Source organism: Pedobacter sp. (assembly GCF_041662865.1).
Lineage (GTDB): Bacteria > Bacteroidota > Bacteroidia > Sphingobacteriales > Sphingobacteriaceae > Pedobacter.
The window spans coordinates 13,202-35,022 of the sequence record NZ_JBAZRL010000009.1 but is presented as its reverse complement, the minus strand read 5'-3'; the positions used below and the strand labels follow the sequence as shown (position 1 = coordinate 35,022).

Below are 21,821 nucleotides of genomic sequence, written 5' to 3'. Positions count from 1 at the left end.
AATTATAGGTAATTTTTTTATATTTAAGTTAGTATTTGAGTTTCCGCTAATCAAATGGTATATATTTTACCAGCTTAGAATCCTATCCGAGAGTACTTTAGCTCCATCTGACCCGGAAGAACTCTCACTTTTCATAATTTTAGTCTAACTCTGGCATTAAACAATAATGGCTCGGTCAAAAACCAAGCCATTGCTATAAAATTGTAAGTTTAAAGTTTAATTAATCACTAAAAACAAAACTTGTTTACTGATTAGTAACTATTATTAAGCATTACCGGCATCACTAACATTAAAACATCTTCATTTTCGTCGTTAGTTTGTGGTATTAATAAACCTGCTCTATTTGGTGTAGACAATTCTAAAGTAACTTCTTCGCCACTTAAATTACTTAGCATTTCGATTAAGAAACGGGCGTTAAAACCAATTTCTAAATCTTCGCCTTCGTATTGACAGCTTAAACGTTCGTGCGCTTCATTTGCAAAATCTAAATCTTCTGAAGAAATATTTAATTCACTTCCGTTAATTTTTAATCGCACTTGATGTGTAGTTTTATTTGCAAAAATTACTACCCTACGTAATGTATTTAAGAACAATGCTCTGTCAATTACCAATTTATTCGGATTATTAGCTGGAATTACCGCTTCATAATCTGGATAACGTTCATCAATTAAACGACAAACTAGATTGATATTTTCAAATTTAAAGAAAGCACTTGTTGCATTGTAATCTACCGAAACATTTACATCCGTACTTGGTAAAGCAGCTTTTAATAAAGTCAGTGCTTTTTTAGGTAAGATGAATGATGAAGCTTTATCAGCTTTGCTATCCGTTCTGCGGTAACGCACTAATTTATGCGCATCTGTTGCTACAAAAGTGATATGTTGAGGAGAAAGTTGGCAATACACACCTGTCATTGCTGGGCGTAACTCATCGTTACTTACTGCAAAAATGGTTTTGGTAATCGCTTCAATTAAAACTGAGGCAGGTAAATTTACCGATGAAGCGTTTTCTACTACTGGAATTTTAGGAAAATCATCTCCGTTTTCACCACTCAATTTATATTTTCCATCACCCGCACTAATCTCAATAGAGAATGAAGTATCATCAATATTGAAAGAAATTGGTTGATCTGGTAATGTTTTTAACGTATCTAATAATATTCTAGATGGAACGGCAACTTTACCTTCTTCTTTAGATTCTACAGCTAACGATGTGGTCATGCTCGTTTGCAAATCTGTAGCAGAAATAGTTAGATTTCCATCCTTAATTTCGAATAAGAAATTTTCTAATATTGGCAAAACAGTACTGCTGCTAGATGCGCCATTAACTGTTTGTAAATGTTTTAATAATGTTGATGTTGATACTATAAATCTCATAGTTGATTTTATCTGTTCTCAAAAATATAAAAATTACTTTGCATACTTATGCTTACGGTAATAATGTTGAAAAATTGCGAAACATATTAACAATAGTAGCGGAGCAACCGCATTAATTAGTTGCCATTTTGTTTTTTCGGTACGTATACGGGCTTTATCTAATAATCTTACCTTAATTTCTTTATTACGCAGGGCGATTAGATTATTATCATCTGTAAAATAATCTGCAATGTTTAACAATAGTGCTTTATTTCCGTAGTTCTGTTGTGAATATCGATCAAATCCTAACGGGAAAGGCGTATTTTCTGATTTACTTACCTGATTGTTAAAAATATCTCCATCACCTATTACAATCATTTTGGTGGGCCTACTTGTTGCAGGCACATCGTATTTTTCTGTAATTCCTTCTGGTACTGGTCGATTTAAAAACACAGATTTAAAACTACCTTCTAATAAAACTCCAGCACTTTTTGGGATACTGGTATATTCTTCTTGTGTTGGTTGTTGCGCTAATAATTGTAATGAAAGTAATTTAGGCGCATCATAAATTTTATTATTTGGTGATGTTTGAAGAATGATTTTCTTATTCACATTTGGAACGCCAATTGTATCTACGGTACTTGCAAATTCAGTCCTAATGCCATCAATATTTTTAACCACATTACTCGTTGTATCAGGCATTAAAATTGGAAAATATAACCACGGTGCGGTATCAATTTGTGTCTGTTGTCCAGCAGCACCCGTTGCATAAGGAATTAGAGCGCAATTAATATCTGTAATTAGATTGTAGTTAATTCGAGCACCATACTCAAAAAGCATGTCATCTAAATTCAACTGCTTGTTAACCGCCATGATTTGTGGTCGTTTTTGCAAACTATCTAACTCTGCACTCACTTGATCAATTGCCCAAACTACTCGTCCACCTTGCATTACAAAATAATTAATTTTGTATTTTTCTACTTCTGTCAATGCTTGCTGTGGTTTAGCAACAATTAAAACTTTCAAATTATCCAAACCTTCCTTTGTAATGAGCTTTAAATCTACTCTACCTACATAATATTGTTGAGACAAAGATGTAATCGCGTCGTACAAATAAAGATTTGAGGGTTCACCATGTCCTTCTGTAAAACCAATACGCGGATTGCTTTTGGTAATTAATCTTTTAATGGCCGATGTAAATGTGTACTCAAGATTCTGAATAGAGCTGGTGATATTTTCTTCATAATCTGTAGCTGCGCCGCCTGTTTTTTGCAACAAATTAACTGGCATTTGCTCTCCATCGCTTTCTATAAGCGCCATTGGGAAGATTATTTTCTGCGTAATCCCTGCATCATTTTTAATGTTAACTGCTAACGGTTTTATGCCGATTTGTAAATACCTATTTATGATGGTGTCTTGTTCATTTGCAGGTACATTTGCCAAAGGATCTTCAAAAACAATTTTCACATTGGCATTCGAATAGGCTTTATAATCGTTTAATAAATCCTTTGTCGCGTTGCGTAATCTCTTAAAAGCAGCAGGTATTTCTCCATCTAGAAAAACCGTAATGGTAATGTCTTTGGTCGTTTTTTGTAAATTTTCTTTCGTTTTTTGCGTTAGGGTATATCGTTTTTCTTTGGTGAAATCGAAACGAGTATAAAATTGCTGAGCAATGAAATTCAAAATGATCAGTATTACTATAAAAGATAAAAATTCAATCCATTTTCTTTTTGGATGATATGCTTTAGGCTTTGAACTTTCTACTTTAAGCTTTTTTTCTACCATTTCCTACCTCCAATAACAAGTTTAGTTAACCCCAAAAACACAAGCACAAAACTGATGAAATAGATTAAATCTCGTGTGTCCAAAACTCCTCGGCTAATAGATTGGTAATGTTCATTAATTCCTAAATTGATGAGTACTGTTTCTAAATAGTTTAGTTCGAACAATTTGCTAAGTGAATCAAATCCACTGAAAGCGAAAAAACATAAAAAAACAGCAATAGCAAATGCAATAACTTGATTTTTTGTAATGGATGATGTAAAAATTCCGATTGCAGTAAAAGCATTCCCCAGTAAAAATAAGCCTAAATAAGAACCTATTACGGCTCCAGAATCTACATTCCCTTTGGGTAAACCTAACTGATAAACGCTATAATAATAAACCAATGTTGGTAGTAGCGCAAAGAGCATTAAAACAATACAAGCTAAATATTTTGCTATGATAATTTGTAAATCACTTAATGGTCTGGTGGCTAAGAGTACATACGTTCCCTCTTTGCGTTCTTCGGCAAAAGAGCGCATGGTAATAGCAGGAATTAAAAACATAAATAAAAACGGAACTAAACTAAAAAATCCATTTAGTTCGGCGTAGCCATAATCTAATATGGATGTATCAGGAAAATACCATAAAAGTAAGGCACATGCCAACAAAAAAATACCAATGGTGATATAGGCCATTAGTGAATTTAAAAAACTGAATAATTCTCGTTTAAAAACTGCGTACATGCAAAGAGATTAATGAAGCCGAAGTTATGCAATATCTGCTAAAACAAAAAGGCTTCCCAATATTTCGAGAAGCCTTTAACTTAAAAATTTATTCTTTAAAAAGTAAAGCCTAAGCCGACAGAGAAAACTTTGTTTTTGAACTTAATATCAAGACCTTGTTGATCAGGAACTACGCTACTTAAGCCTAACCCATAACCAGCATGAATATTCACGCGATTAAGTTGGTAACCACCTAAAAAGTTTATTCCGAAATCGCTACGTTTAAAATCATCTTCACTAGAACCGATTTCAATATCTTCTTTTACGCCTCCTGATTTTGCATAAGCATCAACAGCAAATGCATAATACGGACCTGCGCCAAAAAAAACTTTACCACTTCCAGCTTTAAAATTTGCTAATAGATTTACGGGAACTTCAATGTACATAGAGCTTATAGTGCCGCTTTCATCTGCACTCACAGCACCACCACTAAAATCAAAACCACCTCCATTTACTTTCATTCCTTTATTAATTAAAGTTAGTCCAGGCTGAACAGAAAATATAGTTGAGATTGGAATATCTGCTGTTCCACCTACATAAAATGATGTTCTCGAATCGAAACTTGCCGATACCCCCATTGTAGACAAAGTCATGCTTGAGAAAGTGATACCAGCTTTTACACCGAATTTAACTGGAGTTTGAGCCAAAACTGCTGTACTTAAGCCAGCAATTAAGATTAAGGATAGTACTAGTTTTTTCATGTTTTCTTGTTTGTTTATCTATTACAAAACTATAAATTTAGTAGCAATAAAAAAGCCCCAACAAAAAATATTTGCTGGAGCATTTTACCATATATAACCACTTACGACCCAAAAGCATAAGCAGCACGTAGTCCTACAAAGCCAAATGAATTGCCATCTTTTGACCAGTTTTCATAACGCAAACCAAGATCTAAACTAGACTTATCTGTTATGGAAAAAGAAGTACCTAAACTTGGGGTAATGGCAAAAAAACCTCTTCCACCTTCTCTCTGTATAGTTGCTCCAACTTCACCAGCACCATAAAAATTACCTGCGAAATAATATTTTCCGCCAACCTTTAAAGAAGTAAACCCAATGTTTCCCTGATTGCCTTTTGACGTAGAAAAAAGTGATAAATAACCTATAGAACCTGTTAAATTAACAGATTTAGCAACTGGATGTTCGTAATATACTGAACCGCCTGCCAACATTAGGTTTTTGCTTCCGTTATCTGTAGGCAAGCCAATGTCTGCGCCAATACTTAATTTTCTAACAGCTCCCCCTTTCTGTGCATTTACGGCTGTACTTAAGCCAGCAATTAAGGTTAAGGATAGCACTAGTTTTTTCATGTTTCTTGTTTGTTTATCTATTACAAAACTGTAAATTTAGTAGCAATAAAAAAGCTCCAGCAAAAATATTTACTGGAGCTTTTCATTATAATTGGTTGCTTATAAACCAAATGCAAATGCTGCACGAATACCAATAAAGCCAGAAGAAGCTTTTGACCAGTTTTCATAACGTACACCAAGATCTAAACTAGATTTTTCTGCAACTGAAAAAGATGCACCTAAAGTTGGTGCATAAGCAAATGAAGTACCAATGCCATCTTCAGTGCTAATTGCAGCACCTGCTTCCGCAGCAGCATAAAAGTTGCCGCCAAAATAATATTTAGCACCAGCCTTTAATGGAATAAATCCGTAGCTAGTTTTTGCTCCGAATGCTTTTAAAACATCTTTTGCATCGCCAGTAATCATATCAGCAATGTAACCAGCTGATAGCGTAAAATTTAATGATTTTGCGATTGGCTGTTCAAATTGTAATGAACCCCCAACTAATAATTCGTTAGATCCTTCAGTTGGAATACCGAATTCAGCACCAATACTTAATTTTCTAACAGCACCTTCTGTTTGTGCTGACGCTGCAAAGCCTAAACCTGCAACAAGGGCTAATGATAATAGTAATTTTTTCATTGTGTTTTTTTGTAATTTATGTTTGTATTAATTGTGCGATTAGATACAATAACTAAGCCAGTAGTTACAAAGAATTGTCAGATTTTTGACAACTTATAAGAATAATTAGCTAATGGCATGACTTTCAATTGGTTAATTTTCTGAAGACTTCTTCTAAGGAATTGGTTTTATTTTGCGCTTTAAGTTCTTCTATAGTAGCATCTGCGACAATTTTTCCCTTATTGATGATAATTACCTCATCGCAAATTGCCTCAACTTCTTGCATAATATGTGTAGAAAGGATAACTGTTTTATTCTTTCCCAAGTTTTTAATTAATGTCCTGATATCTGCCAGTTGATTTGGGTCTAAACCAGAAGTTGGTTCATCTAGTATTAACACTTGGGGGTTATGAATAATTGTTTGTGCCAAACCGACACGTTGTTTATATCCTTTAGAAAGCATATTGATTTTTTTATGCTGTTCTGGCACTAATCCAACTTGTTTAATCACATCCTCTACCCTATGTTCTAAATTTTCTAGTTGATAGGTTTGCCCTACAAAACTTAAAAATTCACGAATGTACATATCCGTATATAATGGCGTATTTTCTGGCAAATAGCCTATTTGCTTTTTTATGGCTATTGCATCTGTCAAAATATCCTTATTGCAAATTTCAATGCTACCAGCAGTAGCTGCCAAATAGCCAGTTAGCATTTTCATAGTTGTAGATTTACCGGCGCCATTTGGCCCTAAAAAACCTAAAATCTTACCAGGTATCGCTTCAAAGCTAATACTGTCAACTGCCTTTGTGAACCGAAGTGTTTAGATAGGTCTTTTACTTTAATGCTCATTTTACTTCATTGTTAAGTTTGCAAACTTAGGCTTTTTGTCGTTTCTATAATTATCAAATTGTGTACCTGCCAATGCCAATTCATCTGTCGATAAAATATCAGCACCATTTGCTAACAATTGTTCGTATACTTTTTGATTAGGATTAGCAATAGCGCTTTTATCTAAGTTACCCATTGTACCTAAAATACAGGTAATCCCTTTGCTATGTAAATATTCATATACGGCTTTATCTGGTGCTGATACCCCTACAAAAGCAACAATCCTATTATTTGGCACGCCCATTTCATTTAAACGCTCTATATCTGCAATGCTTCTGGCAGAAGCCGATATCATTAAATCTGGCGCCAGTTGATGTACTTCCGCAGCTTGATTAGCATTATAAGTAATTACAATGGAGTTAGTTTCTGATTTTGTTCTGCGTACAGCAGCTATAATTTTAGCATAAGGTACACCACGTTTAATATCGATAGTAAAAATCACCTTGTTTTTCCCCCAAGTTAACACTTCATCCAAAGTTGGGATTTTAAAAGAAGTTATTTTTCCATCATCATCTTTTAAGTTAAATTTCTGCAATTCTGCATAAGTGTAGCTTCCAATCAACCCTGTTCCAGTACTTGTTCTGTCCAGTTTATCATCATGCATAATTACAAGAGCAGAATCCTTACTTAAAGCTACATCAAACTCTATAATTACGGGCTGATACGTATTTGCATTTTCGAAAGTTTCAATAGCATTTTCTGGAAAACCCGGCATTGGTCCGCCACGATGCGCACTAATTAAAGGGAATCCCGTTGTTTTACGGTTTAGGAAATTAGTAAAATCATCCGCAGAGCGAAAAGAGATATAATTGTGCTTTGTTGGCGATATGCATGATAAGCATACCATAAAAACAGCGACAACAAGTAGATTGATTTTTTTCATACTCCAAAAGTAAATTAAAGTTACAAGGTAGAAATATTTTGAGCTTGAAATGTTACATTATCAAACTGTTATTTAGTTATTAATTACAAAACCATCCTTTCATTTTATCTCGCTTTTTACACTGTTTACCGTCCGTATAGGCTCGGTATACCGTCGGTTCACCGTCGAAATAGGCTTTTCGACGGTGAACCGACACAGGATTGACGGAGAAGCGACGGTGAAAACATCATTTTTTCCTCATGCTGTTTGAGATGCCCAGCGGAACATATCGAACAGCCATAGACATAACAGTTATAACGAGAAGGTTATCACCAATAAGGGGAAAACTGTTACTAATTTTACCCTATAAAATTTCAAAAACAAAACTTAATTAATTGCGTAAAATAATTTTATTAGAAAACAATCTACTGTAAATCAATTAATAAGCCGATTAATTTAAAATATCAATCAAATTTAAAATCATTATAATGCTTGGCTGAGCTATTGTTTCTTATGTAAGAATTATAAACCAATTTAATTACATAAAACATATGAAAAAACCACCATCTTCATTTACATTAATTCAAAATTTTCCAAAAAAAACAACGCTGATTTGCTTATTAAGTATTTTCTTTGCTTTTTTAATTTCATGCAGAAAGGATGAGAATACAACGAAGGATTTAGAGCGCATCTCTAATCGCCTAGAATTCTCCTCTTTACAGTTTAAAGAAATCTATACAAATTTACGAAGCTTATCAAAGTCTCAAATTTTAACCAAAAGTGACAAGAATTTTAAATCTTTATTGGAGTTTGAAAATCACGAAAATTCATTAGAAAATAATAAAATAATAGAAAGTTATATTGAAAGTATACCTAATGAACTTGCCAATCTTAAGAAATCATTAAAATTCATTAAAAAACCTCTTATAGATTCTAACAAATTATATACTATTGTACTAACAAAGTTAATAGACGATAATGCATTAAAAAGTTTGATAAATGAACAAGGTGAAATTCAAATAGATAATATAATTTATAAAATAACACCATTAGGCACTATTTTTACAGAAATCAATAACGTAGAAAATCTTAAAAAAACTTATTTAGAATTAGCAAAGCAAAATAACCTTACAAAATACTTAACAAATTCAAAAGACAAATTAGAGTTTTCAAATCTAATAGCTACTACAGCACAAAAAAAAGATATACAAAGTTTAACAAGCGGAGTATACTATTTAGAAACTTTTGATAACAATACAAATTATCTTTTACAAGCACCCGAAGATCCAACTGAAGGTGGAGGTGGAGGTGGTTGGGATGGTGGACCTATTATAAACACAGACCCATATGGAGATATGAAAACTGTTGATAAGGATTTTAGAGATGGCGCCGGTGGCATATGGGATACATTTTTTACAAATTCAACAGAGTATTATTATTTTAACGATGATAATAGAATATCGGTTTTATTTTATAATCGAAATTATGGTTTTGTGCAAACTCTTGGTTTAAAAGTAAAATTACAAAATCAAGGTTGGTTTTGGTGGAATAAAACAAATGCCACTGAGATTAGAGCTGGTTGGGATCGTATTGTTTATAAGCAAACTCATACAATTCCGCAAATTAGTTTACCCTCAAGCGAAATACAATCATTACCAAATCCTTATTTTGTAAATCCATACCAAGCACCATCAAATGGATGGTGGACAACCGCATCTTATTCATCACTTTATAGTTGGCATTTTGCGAATGATAACAATGAGTTATTAGCCATTGTGTTACCATCCTATTTAACTCCAACAAGCAGTAACATTACTTTGTCATCAAGTCAATTAAAATCATATGTAATAGACTCATGGAATAAATTAAAATCGGCATTAGTTAAATCGGTTCCAATGTCTGCCTCAGGTGACCCATATAACTTCAAGTTCCCTATACATGATATTAAAGATGGGGTTACAAGATTATTCTCTATAAACGACATGGAAAAGTTGCCAAAAACTGTAAATTCAGCCCCTACTACTTACCAGCAGATTAGTTTTGGAGATAAAATAAGAAATTATATTGGACCCTATGAGAAAATAGAATATAATACAGACATCGTTGATATTCCTTTAGATTTTTCAACAGCGACAATTAGTCTAAGTCAAAACCCTAACAGCCCATTGTCTGTAAAAAACACATTGAATTCTTTGGGCATTAGTAATTGGGATGATGGATTTGATGTTGAAGCTGCAGATGTATATGGTACTGTTAAATATAATGGTAGATGGCTAGGAATAAGAATTAAAGTAACAAAATAAAATATATGAAAAACAAGATAAAGTTAGTGATTGCTATACTATTTTTTACAAATACATTATATGCGCAGAATGATAATAGTCAAGAAAAAACAAAACAAGAAAAGGGCTATTTTAACATTACTGAACTTGGTTATTACGCAGGTAACAGCAATATTAGAAGAGCAAATGATGGTACAAGTTCTAGTGTAGATATTAAAAGTTTGAGAACCATTAATGGTTTATTCCTTACTCAAAAATTTAGTTTAGGTATAGGAATTGGTGTTGATGGCGTGAAAATAAAAGATTACGGTTTCTTCAACACTGTGAATGCATTTGCTGATGTGAGATATTATTTAAAAGATGATGAGGATGGCTACTTTTTCTATATGGATTTAGGCAGTGCTATAAAAATTTCGAGCGATACACAAAAGGGGTTGCTATTGAATTTAGGTGTAGGGCATAAATTTATGTTAAGCGATAACTTTATTATTGTGCCAAGCATTGGATATAATCAGCAAGATTTTAAAGTAACCTCAACTAAATACAGTAACGAAACGCTTGCTTTAAAAATTGGGATGTTATTTTAAAACGTTTACTTAAAACTATTCATAAATAGCCACTAAATTTCAGTGGCTATTTCTATTTACAAAAACCTCATTTTCATCACACATACCTTTAAGCCTTTTTCTTATATTTGCCTCACTATGGCTAAAACAAACGACGAACAATTTAAAAATGTAATATCACACGCTAAAGAATACGGTTTTGTATTTCAAAGCAGCGAAATATATGACGGTTTAAGTGCCGTTTATGATTATGGACAATTAGGTGCAGAACTAAAAAACAACCTAAAAACCTATTGGTGGAAAGCTATGGTGCAAATGCATGAAAACATTGTAGGAATTGATTCTGCAATATTTATGCACCCTAAAGTATGGAAAGCAAGTGGTCATGTGGATGGTTTTAACGATCCGATGATTGACAATAAAGATTCGAAAAAACGTTATCGTGCTGATCAATTATTAGAAGATAAAATTGCTCGTTACGAAAAAGATGGCAAAACCGAAAAAGCGGCAAAATTGCAAGCTGACATGGATGCTGCTTTAACGGCAGAGGATTTACCTCGCTTAAAAGTACTAATTGAAGAACACGAAATTGCTTGTCCGGTTAGTGGCACAAAAAATTGGACTGATGTTCGTCAGTTTAACTTAATGTTTAGCACTCAGTTTGGTGCAATGGCAGAAGGAAGTGATGAAGTTTATCTTCGTCCAGAAACAGCTCAAGGTATTTTTGTAAATTTTTTAAATGTGCAAAAATCTGGAAGAATGAAAATTCCTTTCGGGATTGCACAAATTGGTAAAGCATTTAGAAACGAAGTAATTGCCCGTCAGTTTATCATGCGTATGCGTGAGTTTGAGCAAATGGAAATGCAATTCTTTGTTCGCCCAGGCGAGGATAAAAAATGGTTTGCTTACTGGAAAGAAGCTCGTTTAAAATGGCACAAAGCTTTAGGAACTCCGGCAGAAAAATACCGTTTCCACGATCACGTTAAACTAGCGCACTACGCTAATGCAGCTACAGATATCGAGTTCGAATACCCATTCGGATTTAAAGAAGTAGAAGGAATTCACAGTAGAACTGACTTCGATTTAACGCAACACCAAGAGTTTTCTGGCAAGAAAATGCAATATTTTGATAACGATTTAAACGAAGAAGGAAAACCTTATGGTAATTACGTTCCTTACGTTATCGAAACTTCTATTGGTTTAGATCGCATGTTTCTATTAACGATGATCAATGCTTTTGAGGAAGAAGATTTAAGCACTCCAGAAAGACAAGATAGCAGAACGTTACTCCGTTTACATCCTGCTTTGGCACCGATTAAAGTGGCTATTTTTCCGCTAACCAAAAAAGATGGTTTACCAGAAAAAGCTCGTGAAATTATGGATCATTTGAAATTCGATTTCAACTGTGTGTATGAAGAAAAAGATGCAATCGGAAAACGCTATCGCCGTATGGATGCTATTGGAACTCCTTTCTGTGTAACAGTAGATCACCAAACTTTAGAAGATAATACAGTGACCATTCGTCATCGTGATACCATGGAGCAGCAACGAATTGAAATAAAAGAATTGCACACCATTATTGAGGGTAAAGTAAGCTGGAGAACTTTGTTAGCTCAGTAAATTATAGAAATAAAATAGCCGCTAGCAAAAAACTAGCGGCTTTTTTTTATAAAATATCATCAAGTGCATCATCAGTTCTTGCAATAACCGCCTTATCTCCATTTACAACAATAGGACGTTGTATTAAAATTGGATTTTCATGCATAGCGATAATCCATTCTTCATCTGTTAACTCTTTTCCTTTAAATTTTTCTAGGTAAACCTTTTCAGTTGTTCTGATTAAATCATGTGGACTACAACTTAATTTATTGAGTAGTATTTTCAACTCTTCCACGCTAGGCACATCTTCCAAATAGTTAATAATTTGAAATTCTTCATCGCCCTGTGTTAGTGTTTTTAAAGCCGTACGACTTTTACTGCAGCTACTATTATGATAAATTGTCAGCATATTTTAGTTTTTCCCGTACCAATCATGATGGTCTACTCTGGTAATTTCAGGTTTCCCAATGGCAGTTAAAATTCTTCTAGCACCTACTAATGTGGTTGATTGGCCTTGATCATAATTAGCAGCAGTGGGCACTAAACTATTAATTTTAACCATACCTGCACTCTGAATAAACTCTCCATTACCCATGTAAATTGCAGTATGCGTAACTCTTCCGCCGTTTATTCCTCTACGCTTAGCGGCAGAAAAAAACAACAGGTCGCCAGACTTTAAATTCGCCAAACATTTAGTTACACTAACCGTATCGTTTTCTAAAACATCAATCGCATCACCAACCAACGCCTGTTGCGAAGCATCACGTGGAATAATAATTCCATTTAAAAAATAAGCCGTTTTAGTAAAGCCACTACAATCTACTCCTTTAATAGAAGTGCCACCCCACAAATAAGGCACACCCAATAAAGTTTGTGCAGTGGCAAGAATAGCAGTAGCATTTGGATTCGGTCTTTTTAGCCATTGTTTATAAACTCCAGCTTGTTCTTTTTGTATAAAAGCAATTCGCTTATCAGGAAAACTCACTTTATAAAAACCATTGTCCTCACCTAAAACTTGTAATATATTTCCATTTACCAGATCAGAAACTCGAGTAGAATTTACATCAGCTTTGCTAAATGCATGACCATAATCAGCAGTAAAAACAACTTTATCAGCTTTTTGCCAATCTTTAAAAGTTTGTTCGTTCATTACAGCAAGTGCACCACCATCTGTCCAGGCTAAATAACCATCAGGTGTTTTAACCAAATAAAATCCACCTTGTTTTTTTAATATCTCAACAGGTGTTCCTAACAACATTTGTGTCATTAGCTCTGCCCCATGTTGCGGATTGCTCCTGTTATTTCCCACAGAAATATTTGCGACACCATATACTAAGCCATTTAATGATTTAGCTGGCAATAAAGCCGACGTAAACTTTACGTTTTGCATTGTAGGCTTCATTTTTTCAAATTCAAGCAAAGCCGCTTCCGATGTGGTTTCTAATCGAACCGAGTCACCTCGCATCTGCAGGTTAAAATAAACAGAACGTTTATCTGGAGCGTATTTTTTTTGCACCTCAGCAGCAACAGTACGATACGCCAAAGTATCAGATTGAGCCTTAGCTCCAATTACACAAAAACTTAAAAATAAGCCTAAATATAAACCCTTCATTTGCCTAAAATTTTGAATAACGAAGTTACACTATCTATAAAATTTTAGTGTTTTATTTAAGTAATTTATCTTTTACAACCTTATTTTATCACTACTTCACAAATTCTATTCTCTATTTTTAGTTAAATTGCCAAACTTTTAGCAAAAAATGAAACCCATAAATAAAAGAGAACAATCCATTTATGTAGCGTTAGTTTATCGTTTTATAGTGTTATTACTATTATATACGCTCTGTAGACTTGGTTTTTATATTACTAATCGTTCACTTTTTAATCATATTCCTTTTGCCGATTTACTGTACATTTTTGCTGGTGGTATAAAGTTCGATATCGCCGCTTTACTTTATATCAACTCCTTATACATCGTATTACAGGCAGTTCCATTTCCTTTTAGGTATAGGAATGGCTACCAGCTTTTTTGTAAATGGTTATTTATTATCTCAAACAGCATCGGTTTCTTAGCCAACTTTGTAGACTTCGCTTACTATAAATACACCTTAAAACACACCACAGCCAGTGTCTTTTCACAATTTAGTAATGAACAAAACAAGTTAAAACTAGTCGTAGATTTCTTGGCGGATTATTGGTATTTACTTATCCTATTTATCATTTTCATTTATCTATTTATAAAACTATACCAAGTAATTCGCATACAAAGAGCACCTAAATTTACGTGGTACATTTACCTAACACACACTTTAGCTTTAGTATTAATAGCCGCTTTAAGTGTAATCGGCATGCGTGGAGGCTGGCGACATAGTACCCGACCAATTACCATGAGTAATGCTGGCGATTTTGTAAAATCTCCTAGCGACATGAGTTTGGTGTTGAATACGCCTTTCACCATCATGAAAACCTTAAAGGCAGCCAACCTAAAACCCATCAACTATTATAACCAACAACAGCTTGATAGCCTTTACAACCCCATTCATCAACCAGAAAATAAAGGCCCATTTAATAAACTAAACGTTGTCTTTTTAATTATTGAAAGCTTAGGAAAAGAACACATTGGTGCCTTAAACAAAGACTTGTTAAACGGAACATACAAAGGCTATACTCCTTTTATAGACAGCTTAGTAGCCAATAGTTTTACTTCTTCACATACTTACGCCAACGGGCGAAAATCTATAGACGCACTCCCATCCATCATTTCAGGCATTCCATCCATCCGTGAACCCTTTGTACTTTCATCTTATTCCAGTAATAAAACTACGAGTATTGCAAAATTACTGGGCGATGAAGGCTACGAAACTGCTTTCTTTCATGGCGCACCAAACGGTTCGATGGGTTTTTCGGCCTATACTAACCTTGCTGGAATTAAAAAATATTACGGTAAAACCGAATACAACAACGATGCAGATTTTGATGGTATATGGGGCATTTGGGATGAACCTTTTATGCAATACATGGCAAAAACTATCAACACATTTAAGCAACCATTTTTCTCTGCTTTCTTCTCTGTTTCTTCACATCACCCTTTTAAAGTACCCGAAAAATATATTGGTAAGTTTCCAAAAGGACCACTACCCGTACAAGAACCAATCGGCTATACCGATATGGCACTAAAAAAATTCTTTGCCACTGCCTCAAAAATGCCTTGGTATAAAAACACCTTGTTTGTATTGGTTGCAGATCATGCCACCGTATCTTACCTACCGGAATATCAAACTACACCAGGCTTTTTCTCTATTCCTATTTTATTTTACTACCCAGGTGGAGATTTAAAAGGAAAAACAGATAAATTGATACAACAAGCGGATATTATGCCTACCGTTTTAAATTATTTGAACTACAATAAACCCTATTTCGCTTTTGGTTTTGATGCATTTAGCGCTAAAAACAACAACTTTGTAGTGAATAATAACGATGGCAGTTTTAGCTTTTACCAAGGCGATTATCTTTTAATTAACGATGGTTTAAAATCTAACGCTTTATTTAATTTAAAAACCGACCGATTAACAAAAAACAACCTCGTTAATAAAGTACCAGAAGTTCAAAATACAATGGAAAAATACCTAAAGGCTTTTATACAGCAATACAATAACAGAATGATTAAAGACCAATTAACTGCAAAATAAACATGAGAAAAAGAGCATTAATGGTCATCGACTTCTTTTACCCACCATTCAAAAAATGGTTTACCCTACACACATTTAGGTACATGGCAGCTGGCGGTATAACCGCAGCAACAGGTATCATAGGTTATTTTTTAATCTATAATTACGTATTACACCAGCAAGATGTAACTGTTGGAACTTATTTAGTAACTGCACATATCGCAGCCCTAGCCATCGAATCTGTTTCTACATTTATTGTAGGTTTTACGCTGAATAAATATCTTGTATTTACACAATCAACCCTAAAAGGGCGTATTCAACTTTTTAGATATGCAACTGTAGTTGCAACAAACATTCTACTCAATTACGCCCTCATGAAAATCCTTGTCGAAGGATTTCTATTTTACCCCACCATCGCAAAAACGCTAATCACTATCATATTAGCCGTATTTAGCTATTTTTCGCAAAAGTATTTTTCATTTAGAGTAAAAAAGGAATAAACACTACTAGAAAAGCATGGCAAGTACAACTATCAAAACAAGTCCTACTTTTCACTTTACTTCGCTACGCTTCGTGTTCGTTTCAACCAGGCTTAAAGAACCTCTAAACAGAGCCATAAATAACATCCACCAATAATAAACCTAATATGTGCAAGTAGAAACTTAGCATCTACCATTTTGCAATTAGGAGATTGCTTCGTGCCTCGCAAAGACGACCGCCCTACATCCACTCCCAAACCACAACCTTTTCTAAGAACAGGGACTGGCCTTGTAGCATCCCGAAGGAGAAAGCATTCAAACTTCTGCATCAACATTCAAAAACCACAACACAAGACAGAAAGCAGTTTGATACTTCATCAAACCTTTTTCTGTAGCCCTTAAGTTTGGATCGCTTAATCCAAGTGATGATGCGCATCCTTGATCTTTTGTTTCTTTTCTATCAAGAGAAAAGAAAGAGCCCTAGCGGCGGCGAGCTAAAGACAAGCCAATTAAAAAATGACACTCATCATTTTAGCGTAAAAGGACATTCTTTTCTTGCATTCCTAAGGCAAACAAGCTAATTTAGCCATAATCAATACCATACACAATGAGTGATTTTAATAATCAGCAAGTAGCCCAACTCCCTAAACACTTAAGGCAGTTTATAGTAGAGCAACATTACGAAAAATACACACCAATAGATCAAGCGGTGTGGAGATATGTAATGCGCCAAAATTATAGCTATTTAAAGCATGTGGCATATTATCCGTACATCAAAGGCTTACAACGAGCTGGCTTAAGCATAGAATATATACCTGATTTACAAACCATGAACGATAACCTAGGCAAAATTGGCTGGGGGGCAGTTACTGTTGATGGATTTATTCCACCAGCAGCTTTTATGGAGTATCAAGCTTATAGAGTATTAGTTATCGCGGCAGACATTCGCCAAATTAACCATATAGAATACACACCAGCACCGGATATTATACATGAAAGTGCTGGTCATGCACCAATTATTGCTGACTCGGATTACAATAATTACTTAAGTTATTTTGGATCTATTGGTGCAAAAGCAATGTTTTCGAGCAAAGATTTTGAATTGTACGAAGCCATACGCAAGCTTTCTATTTTAAAAGAAGCGGTAAATGCAGATGAAGAAGAGATCGCTCTTGCCGAAAAAACATTGAGTCAAATTGCTGATAACATGGGCGAACCTTCTGAAATGGCTTTACTAGGTCGTTTACATTGGTGGACAGTTGAATATGGATTAATTGGAACACTAGAAAATCCTAAAATTTATGGTGCAGGTTTACTTTCATCTATTGGCGAAAGCGCAACCTGTATGAACCCAGATGTTAAAAAGATTTGGTACAATTTAGATACTATAAATTATCAATACGATATTACACAACAACAACCACAATTATTTGTAACACCAACCTTCCAAAATTTAATAGATGTTTTAGAAGCATTTGCAGATACCATGGCATTTAGACGTGGTGGAGCCGAAAGTATCTTAAAAGCAATAGAATGTAAAAACCCTGCAACAGCGGTTTATAGCTCTGGTTTGCAACTTACCGGCACATTTACAGATGTTGGTTTAAACAAAGCTGATGAATTGACTTTTATTAAAACTACAGGTCCATCTGCATTGGCTTTTAATGGCAAACAACTTCCAGGGCATGGAAAGGATTACCATAAAGATGGGTTTTCTTCGCCAGTTGGCAAATTAAGAGATGTAGCAAAACCTTTAGAAGAGCACAACTTAATAGAATTGGAATTAGCTGGAATATTTGAGGGAAAACAGGTTGAACTTACTTTTGAAAGTGGCATTAACGTAAGTGGTTTAGTTAAAGAAATTGTCATTAAGGAAAGTAAAGTCATTTTAATCGTTTTCGAAAACTGTACAGTTAAAGAAGACAATGGCAATATTCTATTTAAACCAGAATGGGGAACTTATGATATGGCTATAGGCGAGAAAATAGTTTCGGTATTTAATGGTGCAGCTGATAAAGACGCTTTTGAAGAAATTACTTTTGTAAGTAAAGAACAAACACATAAAGTAACATATGATGAGGCAACTCAACAATTGCATACTTTATATCAAAAAGTTCGTTTGGTAAGAGAAAACCAAAGTGGATACGAAGACCTAGTTTCTATTTTTAATGCATTGAAAACTGCTCATCGCACAGATTGGCTTTGTGCCTTAGAAATTTTAGAAATTGTACATCATAAACAATTGGATCCTGCATTTGAGAAAGAACTGCGTATCTATTTAGAAATGAAAGCCGCAGCAGAACCTGATCATGCAAAACTAATTAACGATGGCTTACATGTAATAGCTAATCCAGTAACACAACTAATAACTGAAGAAGATTAACTGTTATTATTAGTTTTACGTTTTTAGTAACGTAAATCTTATAACCAATAACTTTATAAATGAACGTAATAATAACAGGTGCAAGCAGTGGTATAGGTTTTGAAACTGCACTAGAATTTAGTTTAGATAGTAAGAATAAAGTAGTCTGCATAGCTCGTTCGGCTGATAAGCTGCGAAAACTGCATGAAATTGCAAAAGGCATTAATCCAGATTGCACCCTATTACCCGTTGCATTTGATTTAGTAAACGATGATTATGCTGCCTTAGTTCCTTTCATTAAAGAGCGCTTAGGTACAGTTGATATTTTAATTAATAATGCTGGTAGTTTAATCAATAAACTATTTACTGAAACTACCGAAGCAGATTTAGCAGAAATGCTAGAGCATAATGTAATGAGCCATTTTAAAATGATAAGCCATACATTGCCATTTATGCAAGGTGGAGGTCATATCGTAAATATTGGGAGCATGGGTGGTTTTCAAGGAAGTGTTAAATTTCCAGGACTAGCAGCCTATTCGGCCAGTAAAGCAGCTTTACATGCGTTAAGTGAATGTTTAGCTTTTGAATTGGCAGAAACTGGAATTAAAGTAAATTGTTTAGCATTGGGTTCAGCCCAAACTGAAATGTTAGAAGCAGCATTCCCAGGTTATGAAAGTCCTGTAATTGCTTTTGAAATGGGAAAATATGTGGCTGATTTTGCTCGCACTGGGCATAAGTTTTTTAATGGAAAAGTATTACCTGTCGCAGTAACTACCCCATAGCACTTTTTTTTGTTTGGCAATAGGTTTGAAGAGTAGTAATAAACAAATTCAAACTTTATGGAAAACAATATTACCACAACAGACAGCGGAAAAACTGCTGCAATTATTAGTTATTTTTCACTTATCGGATGGTTAATTGCTTATTTTGCTTTGCACAAAGACAAAAAAACTGAGCTTGGAAGTTATCAACTCAGACAAACTTTACTATTTTCAATTGTATCTATTATATTAGGATGGGGATTTAGTTTTGTAATAGGAATCTTAATCATAACCACTGGGATTTTAGCTTTAACCTACTTACTATATGTAGTTTATCTTGCACTTTTTGTAATATGGATTATCGGGTTAATTGGCGCTGTTAAAGGATTAAAAACACCAATGCCAATTATTGGAGAAAAAGCTCAAACAATGTTCTCATCTATTTAATTTTAACATTTATTATGAAAAGCCTATTTATTTAAATATAAGTAGGCTTTTTAGCAAGTAACGATTTCTACAATCATCAAGTTTTCAACACTTTACCTCATTTATATTTTTTTGTTATCTTTGGCAACCTGATATGAAGAAATTCTTAACTATCCTTTCTTTTATTTTGTTCTTTACCTTAACTAGTAAAGCTCAAGAAACAAAGTCGCTTCCTAAACAATATCAAGAAGCGGTTACAGGCATCTTAGGTAAAATTCCAGATGCTGCTGCAAATCAAGCTACGCAAATCATGGATTTTGCAAAATCACTATTGGGAGTTCGTTACAAATATGCCTCGAGTAGTCCAGAAAGAGGTTTTGATTGCTCTGGTTTTGTAAGTTATGTTTTCAAGAATTTCGGATTTACTGGAGCGCGATCTTCTAGAGATTTTGCAAAACAAGGAAAACAAGTTGCGCTTAATGAAGCTAAAGTTGGAGATGTTTTAGTGTTTACCGGCACCAATGCAAAATTGAGAACTCCAGGTCATGTTGGCATTATTTACTCTATCGATGAGGATGGAAAAATCAAATTTATTCATGCTTCTTCTGGTAAAGCACATGGTGTTACAGTAACCGATTTAGAAGGTTATTACAAAACACGACTTTTAAAAGCTGTTACTGTTTTAGAATAATTCCACTCCTAATTTCGCCGATCTTCTGAATTTGCCAAATGGCAAAACTTTCTTTATTTTCATATTCTCAATTCATTGAAAATGGCTGAACTTAAAACAAAAGTTACTGAACAGGCTGTGTCCGATTATTTACAGCAAATTACTGATGAAAATCTCCGAAAAGATTGTCAGATGATTTGCCAAATAATGGAAGATGTGACCAAGGCTAAAGCAAAAATGTGGGGAACTGCAATTATTGGTGTTGGAGATTATACTTACAGTTATTCGACAGGAAGAACTGGCGATTGGTTTATGGTAGGTTTTTCGCCACGAAAAGCTAATATTAGTTTATACATTATGGGGTGCAAGGCTGATGAAAGAGAGGATATTCTTTCCCGCCTAGGCAAGCATAAAACTGGCAAAGGATGTATTTACATTAAAAATTTAAAAGATATTAATGTAGATGTTTTAAGAGAAATGTGTGAGATTTCTTATCAGAACTTGAAGAAATAGAGATTACAACAAAACTACTTTCAACGCATCAAAAACATTTCCTAAGCCTAGCATCTGATGTGCTAACTCATGCAATTCTCTTTCTCTATTCATTTCATCGCCTATTGTAGCGTCTAAAATATCTTTAACTGCCGTACTCCATCGTATGGCATCAATCTCTTCATTAGTCGGTAAATATTCGATGTTTCCTAGCATTCCTAGATCATTACCTGTTAAAACTGATGAATTTCTAACCGAAATAGGTAAAGCATCAACTCCTATTCCTAAAGTTGTTAAAGGTTTTGCTACTTTAAATAAACTTTCTGGGTTAACTCTGCAATACCAATCACCACCTAAACGGGCTACTAAATCTATTTTAGCCTGATCAATCTTCCCGTCCTCATCTAAAATCTCTTCCTTTATGTGAATTAATTTTATTTCTGCAAGCACTAAATTTCCAGCTCCATGTTTATCCCCTAAGGGGATGATTTCCCTTACAATACATTCTAACTGAACAGGTGCTTCGGCAACTCTTGGGGGGGTTACCAATTCAGATTCAAGCATGGTAAAGCCTGCTTTTTCAAATTCATTTACTCCTTTAGCATATTCTGTACTTGCCAAACTGGTTTGTTGCACCATGGCATAATTAACAATGTTAATGACACATTCTTTAACCTCCATCACATTCTCCAAACTATGTTTTGTAGTATTATCTCTAACTCTTCTAGCAGGAGAAAATATACACATGGGCGGATTTGTACTAAACATATTAAAGAAACTAAAAGGGCTTAAATTAATATTCCCTTCAGAATCTATGGTCGATGCAAAGCAAATTGGTCGCGGAGCAATGGCATATTGCAAGTAATTTTGCAATTGCATAGGTGAAAGATCTGATGTTTTTAAAGTGAGCATTTATAAAAATTGGAATGTTTGAAAGTTGGAATGCTTTGGGT

20 protein-coding genes and 1 pseudogene are annotated in these 21,821 nt (G+C 34.3%); 10 read left to right on the top strand and 11 right to left on the bottom strand.

The window, feature by feature from the left end; genetic code table 11:
* Window positions 1–251: 251 nt before the first annotated feature.
* From dnaN to WC622_RS05030, 8 genes and pseudogenes are all read right to left on the bottom strand, one after another.
* Window positions 252–1,376 (bottom strand): DNA polymerase III subunit beta, encoded by a 1,125-nt coding sequence (gene dnaN / locus WC622_RS05065; RefSeq protein WP_372817916.1) that lies wholly within the window; start codon window positions 1,374–1,376, stop codon window positions 252–254.
* A 33-nt stretch (window positions 1,377–1,409) separates the two neighbouring features.
* Window positions 1,410–3,140, bottom strand: coding sequence for a gliding motility-associated ABC transporter substrate-binding protein GldG (gldG, locus tag WC622_RS05060; RefSeq protein ID WP_372817915.1), 1,731 nt, complete (start codon window positions 3,138–3,140; stop codon window positions 1,410–1,412).
* On the bottom strand, window positions 3,134–3,862 hold the full coding sequence (gldF, locus tag WC622_RS05055; RefSeq protein ID WP_372817913.1) for a gliding motility-associated ABC transporter permease subunit GldF: 729 nt from the start codon (window positions 3,860–3,862) through the stop codon (window positions 3,134–3,136). The genes gldG and gldF overlap by 7 nt, the downstream gene beginning before the upstream one ends.
* A gap of 95 nt (window positions 3,863–3,957) precedes the next feature.
* Complete coding sequence (locus tag WC622_RS05050) at window positions 3,958–4,602, bottom strand: porin family protein (RefSeq protein ID WP_372817911.1); 645 nt, start codon at window positions 4,600–4,602, stop codon at window positions 3,958–3,960.
* 101 nt (window positions 4,603–4,703) lie between these two features.
* On the bottom strand, window positions 4,704–5,210 hold the full coding sequence (locus WC622_RS05045) for a hypothetical protein (RefSeq protein WP_372817910.1): 507 nt from the start codon (window positions 5,208–5,210) through the stop codon (window positions 4,704–4,706).
* 99 nt (window positions 5,211–5,309) lie between these two features.
* Window positions 5,310–5,831 (bottom strand): hypothetical protein, encoded by a 522-nt coding sequence (locus WC622_RS05040; protein WP_372817908.1) that lies wholly within the window; start codon window positions 5,829–5,831, stop codon window positions 5,310–5,312.
* A gap of 124 nt (window positions 5,832–5,955) precedes the next feature.
* A pseudogene (locus tag WC622_RS05035) lies at window positions 5,956–6,662 on the bottom strand (ATP-binding cassette domain-containing protein).
* A gap of 1 nt (window position 6,663) precedes the next feature.
* Window positions 6,664–7,584: a glycerophosphodiester phosphodiesterase family protein gene (locus WC622_RS05030; RefSeq protein WP_372817906.1), complete on the bottom strand. Its 921-nt coding sequence runs from the start codon at window positions 7,582–7,584 to the stop codon at window positions 6,664–6,666.
* Window positions 7,585–8,114: 530 nt separating this feature from the next.
* Here WC622_RS05030 and WC622_RS05025 point away from each other — a divergent pair.
* The 3 genes from WC622_RS05025 (at window position 8,115) to WC622_RS05015 (ending at window position 12,031) form a co-directional block, all read left to right on the top strand.
* A complete protein-coding gene (locus tag WC622_RS05025) occupies window positions 8,115–9,866 on the top strand; it encodes a hypothetical protein (protein ID WP_372817905.1) in 1,752 nt (583 codons plus the stop codon).
* Between the two features lie 5 nt (window positions 9,867–9,871).
* On the top strand, window positions 9,872–10,432 hold the full coding sequence (locus tag WC622_RS05020) for a hypothetical protein (protein WP_372817903.1): 561 nt from the start codon (window positions 9,872–9,874) through the stop codon (window positions 10,430–10,432).
* 117 nt (window positions 10,433–10,549) lie between these two features.
* Window positions 10,550–12,031, top strand: coding sequence for a glycine--tRNA ligase (locus WC622_RS05015; RefSeq protein ID WP_372817901.1), 1,482 nt, complete (start codon window positions 10,550–10,552; stop codon window positions 12,029–12,031).
* Window positions 12,032–12,077: 46 nt separating this feature from the next.
* Here the strand turns inward: WC622_RS05015 and WC622_RS05010 are convergent, their stop codons facing one another.
* Together WC622_RS05010 and WC622_RS05005 are read right to left on the bottom strand one after the other, a co-directional pair.
* Window positions 12,078–12,419: an arsenate reductase family protein gene (locus WC622_RS05010; protein ID WP_372817900.1), complete on the bottom strand. Its 342-nt coding sequence runs from the start codon at window positions 12,417–12,419 to the stop codon at window positions 12,078–12,080.
* Window positions 12,420–12,422: 3 nt separating this feature from the next.
* Window positions 12,423–13,622 (bottom strand): NlpC/P60 family protein, encoded by a 1,200-nt coding sequence (locus WC622_RS05005; protein ID WP_372817898.1) that lies wholly within the window; start codon window positions 13,620–13,622, stop codon window positions 12,423–12,425.
* A 148-nt stretch (window positions 13,623–13,770) separates the two neighbouring features.
* Here WC622_RS05005 and WC622_RS05000 point away from each other — a divergent pair, with 148 nt between their 5' ends.
* From WC622_RS05000 to WC622_RS04970, 7 genes are all read left to right on the top strand, one after another.
* Window positions 13,771–15,699 carry an LTA synthase family protein gene (locus WC622_RS05000; RefSeq protein WP_372817896.1) on the top strand — a complete coding sequence of 643 codons (1,929 nt, stop codon included), beginning with the start codon at window positions 13,771–13,773 and terminating at the stop codon, window positions 15,697–15,699.
* Window positions 15,700–15,701: 2 nt separating this feature from the next.
* Window positions 15,702–16,178, top strand: a complete 477-nt coding sequence (locus WC622_RS04995; protein WP_372817894.1) for a GtrA family protein — start codon at window positions 15,702–15,704, stop codon at window positions 16,176–16,178.
* 586 nt (window positions 16,179–16,764) lie between these two features.
* Window positions 16,765–18,540, top strand: a complete 1,776-nt coding sequence (locus tag WC622_RS04990) for an aromatic amino acid hydroxylase (RefSeq protein WP_372817892.1) — start codon at window positions 16,765–16,767, stop codon at window positions 18,538–18,540.
* Window positions 18,541–18,599: 59 nt separating this feature from the next.
* On the top strand, window positions 18,600–19,301 hold the full coding sequence (locus tag WC622_RS04985; protein WP_372817890.1) for an SDR family oxidoreductase: 702 nt from the start codon (window positions 18,600–18,602) through the stop codon (window positions 19,299–19,301).
* A 57-nt stretch (window positions 19,302–19,358) separates the two neighbouring features.
* A complete protein-coding gene (locus WC622_RS04980; RefSeq protein ID WP_372817888.1) occupies window positions 19,359–19,727 on the top strand; it encodes a DUF4870 domain-containing protein in 369 nt (122 codons plus the stop codon).
* A gap of 133 nt (window positions 19,728–19,860) precedes the next feature.
* A complete protein-coding gene (locus WC622_RS04975) occupies window positions 19,861–20,397 on the top strand; it encodes a C40 family peptidase (RefSeq protein WP_372817886.1) in 537 nt (178 codons plus the stop codon).
* An 81-nt stretch (window positions 20,398–20,478) separates the two neighbouring features.
* Entirely contained in the window at window positions 20,479–20,889 is a 411-nt protein-coding gene (locus WC622_RS04970) for a DUF1801 domain-containing protein (RefSeq protein WP_372817884.1), read from the top strand.
* Window positions 20,890–20,892: 3 nt separating this feature from the next.
* On the opposite strand, the gene WC622_RS04965 is transcribed toward WC622_RS04970, so the two are convergent.
* Window positions 20,893–21,780, bottom strand: coding sequence for a flavin reductase family protein (locus tag WC622_RS04965; RefSeq protein WP_372817882.1), 888 nt, complete (start codon window positions 21,778–21,780; stop codon window positions 20,893–20,895).
* Between the last annotated feature and the right edge of the window lie 41 nt (window positions 21,781–21,821).

What these genes read in the sequence shown, in the direction of transcription:
- dnaN (WP_372817916.1), bottom strand. Translation starts at nt 1,376, where the DNA reads ATGAGATTTATAGTATCAACATCAACATTATTAAAACATTTACAAACA.
- gldG (WP_372817915.1), bottom strand. Translation starts at nt 3,140, where the DNA reads ATGGTAGAAAAAAAGCTTAAAGTAGAAAGTTCAAAGCCTAAAGCATAT.
- gldF (WP_372817913.1), bottom strand. Translation starts at nt 3,862, where the DNA reads ATGTACGCAGTTTTTAAACGAGAATTATTCAGTTTTTTAAATTCACTA.
- WC622_RS05050 (WP_372817911.1), bottom strand. Translation starts at nt 4,602, where the DNA reads ATGAAAAAACTAGTACTATCCTTAATCTTAATTGCTGGCTTAAGTACA.
- WC622_RS05045 (WP_372817910.1), bottom strand. Translation starts at nt 5,210, where the DNA reads ATGAAAAAACTAGTGCTATCCTTAACCTTAATTGCTGGCTTAAGTACA.
- WC622_RS05040 (WP_372817908.1), bottom strand. Translation starts at nt 5,831, where the DNA reads ATGAAAAAATTACTATTATCATTAGCCCTTGTTGCAGGTTTAGGCTTT.
- WC622_RS05030 (WP_372817906.1), bottom strand. Translation starts at nt 7,584, where the DNA reads ATGAAAAAAATCAATCTACTTGTTGTCGCTGTTTTTATGGTATGCTTA.
- WC622_RS05025 (WP_372817905.1), top strand. Translation starts at nt 8,115, where the DNA reads ATGAAAAAACCACCATCTTCATTTACATTAATTCAAAATTTTCCAAAA.
- WC622_RS05020 (WP_372817903.1), top strand. Translation starts at nt 9,872, where the DNA reads ATGAAAAACAAGATAAAGTTAGTGATTGCTATACTATTTTTTACAAAT.
- WC622_RS05015 (WP_372817901.1), top strand. Translation starts at nt 10,550, where the DNA reads ATGGCTAAAACAAACGACGAACAATTTAAAAATGTAATATCACACGCT.
- WC622_RS05010 (WP_372817900.1), bottom strand. Translation starts at nt 12,419, where the DNA reads ATGCTGACAATTTATCATAATAGTAGCTGCAGTAAAAGTCGTACGGCT.
- WC622_RS05005 (WP_372817898.1), bottom strand. Translation starts at nt 13,622, where the DNA reads ATGAAGGGTTTATATTTAGGCTTATTTTTAAGTTTTTGTGTAATTGGA.
- WC622_RS05000 (WP_372817896.1), top strand. Translation starts at nt 13,771, where the DNA reads ATGAAACCCATAAATAAAAGAGAACAATCCATTTATGTAGCGTTAGTT.
- WC622_RS04995 (WP_372817894.1), top strand. Translation starts at nt 15,702, where the DNA reads ATGAGAAAAAGAGCATTAATGGTCATCGACTTCTTTTACCCACCATTC.
- WC622_RS04990 (WP_372817892.1), top strand. Translation starts at nt 16,765, where the DNA reads ATGAGTGATTTTAATAATCAGCAAGTAGCCCAACTCCCTAAACACTTA.
- WC622_RS04985 (WP_372817890.1), top strand. Translation starts at nt 18,600, where the DNA reads ATGAACGTAATAATAACAGGTGCAAGCAGTGGTATAGGTTTTGAAACT.
- WC622_RS04980 (WP_372817888.1), top strand. Translation starts at nt 19,359, where the DNA reads ATGGAAAACAATATTACCACAACAGACAGCGGAAAAACTGCTGCAATT.
- WC622_RS04975 (WP_372817886.1), top strand. Translation starts at nt 19,861, where the DNA reads ATGAAGAAATTCTTAACTATCCTTTCTTTTATTTTGTTCTTTACCTTA.
- WC622_RS04970 (WP_372817884.1), top strand. Translation starts at nt 20,479, where the DNA reads ATGGCTGAACTTAAAACAAAAGTTACTGAACAGGCTGTGTCCGATTAT.
- WC622_RS04965 (WP_372817882.1), bottom strand. Translation starts at nt 21,780, where the DNA reads ATGCTCACTTTAAAAACATCAGATCTTTCACCTATGCAATTGCAAAAT.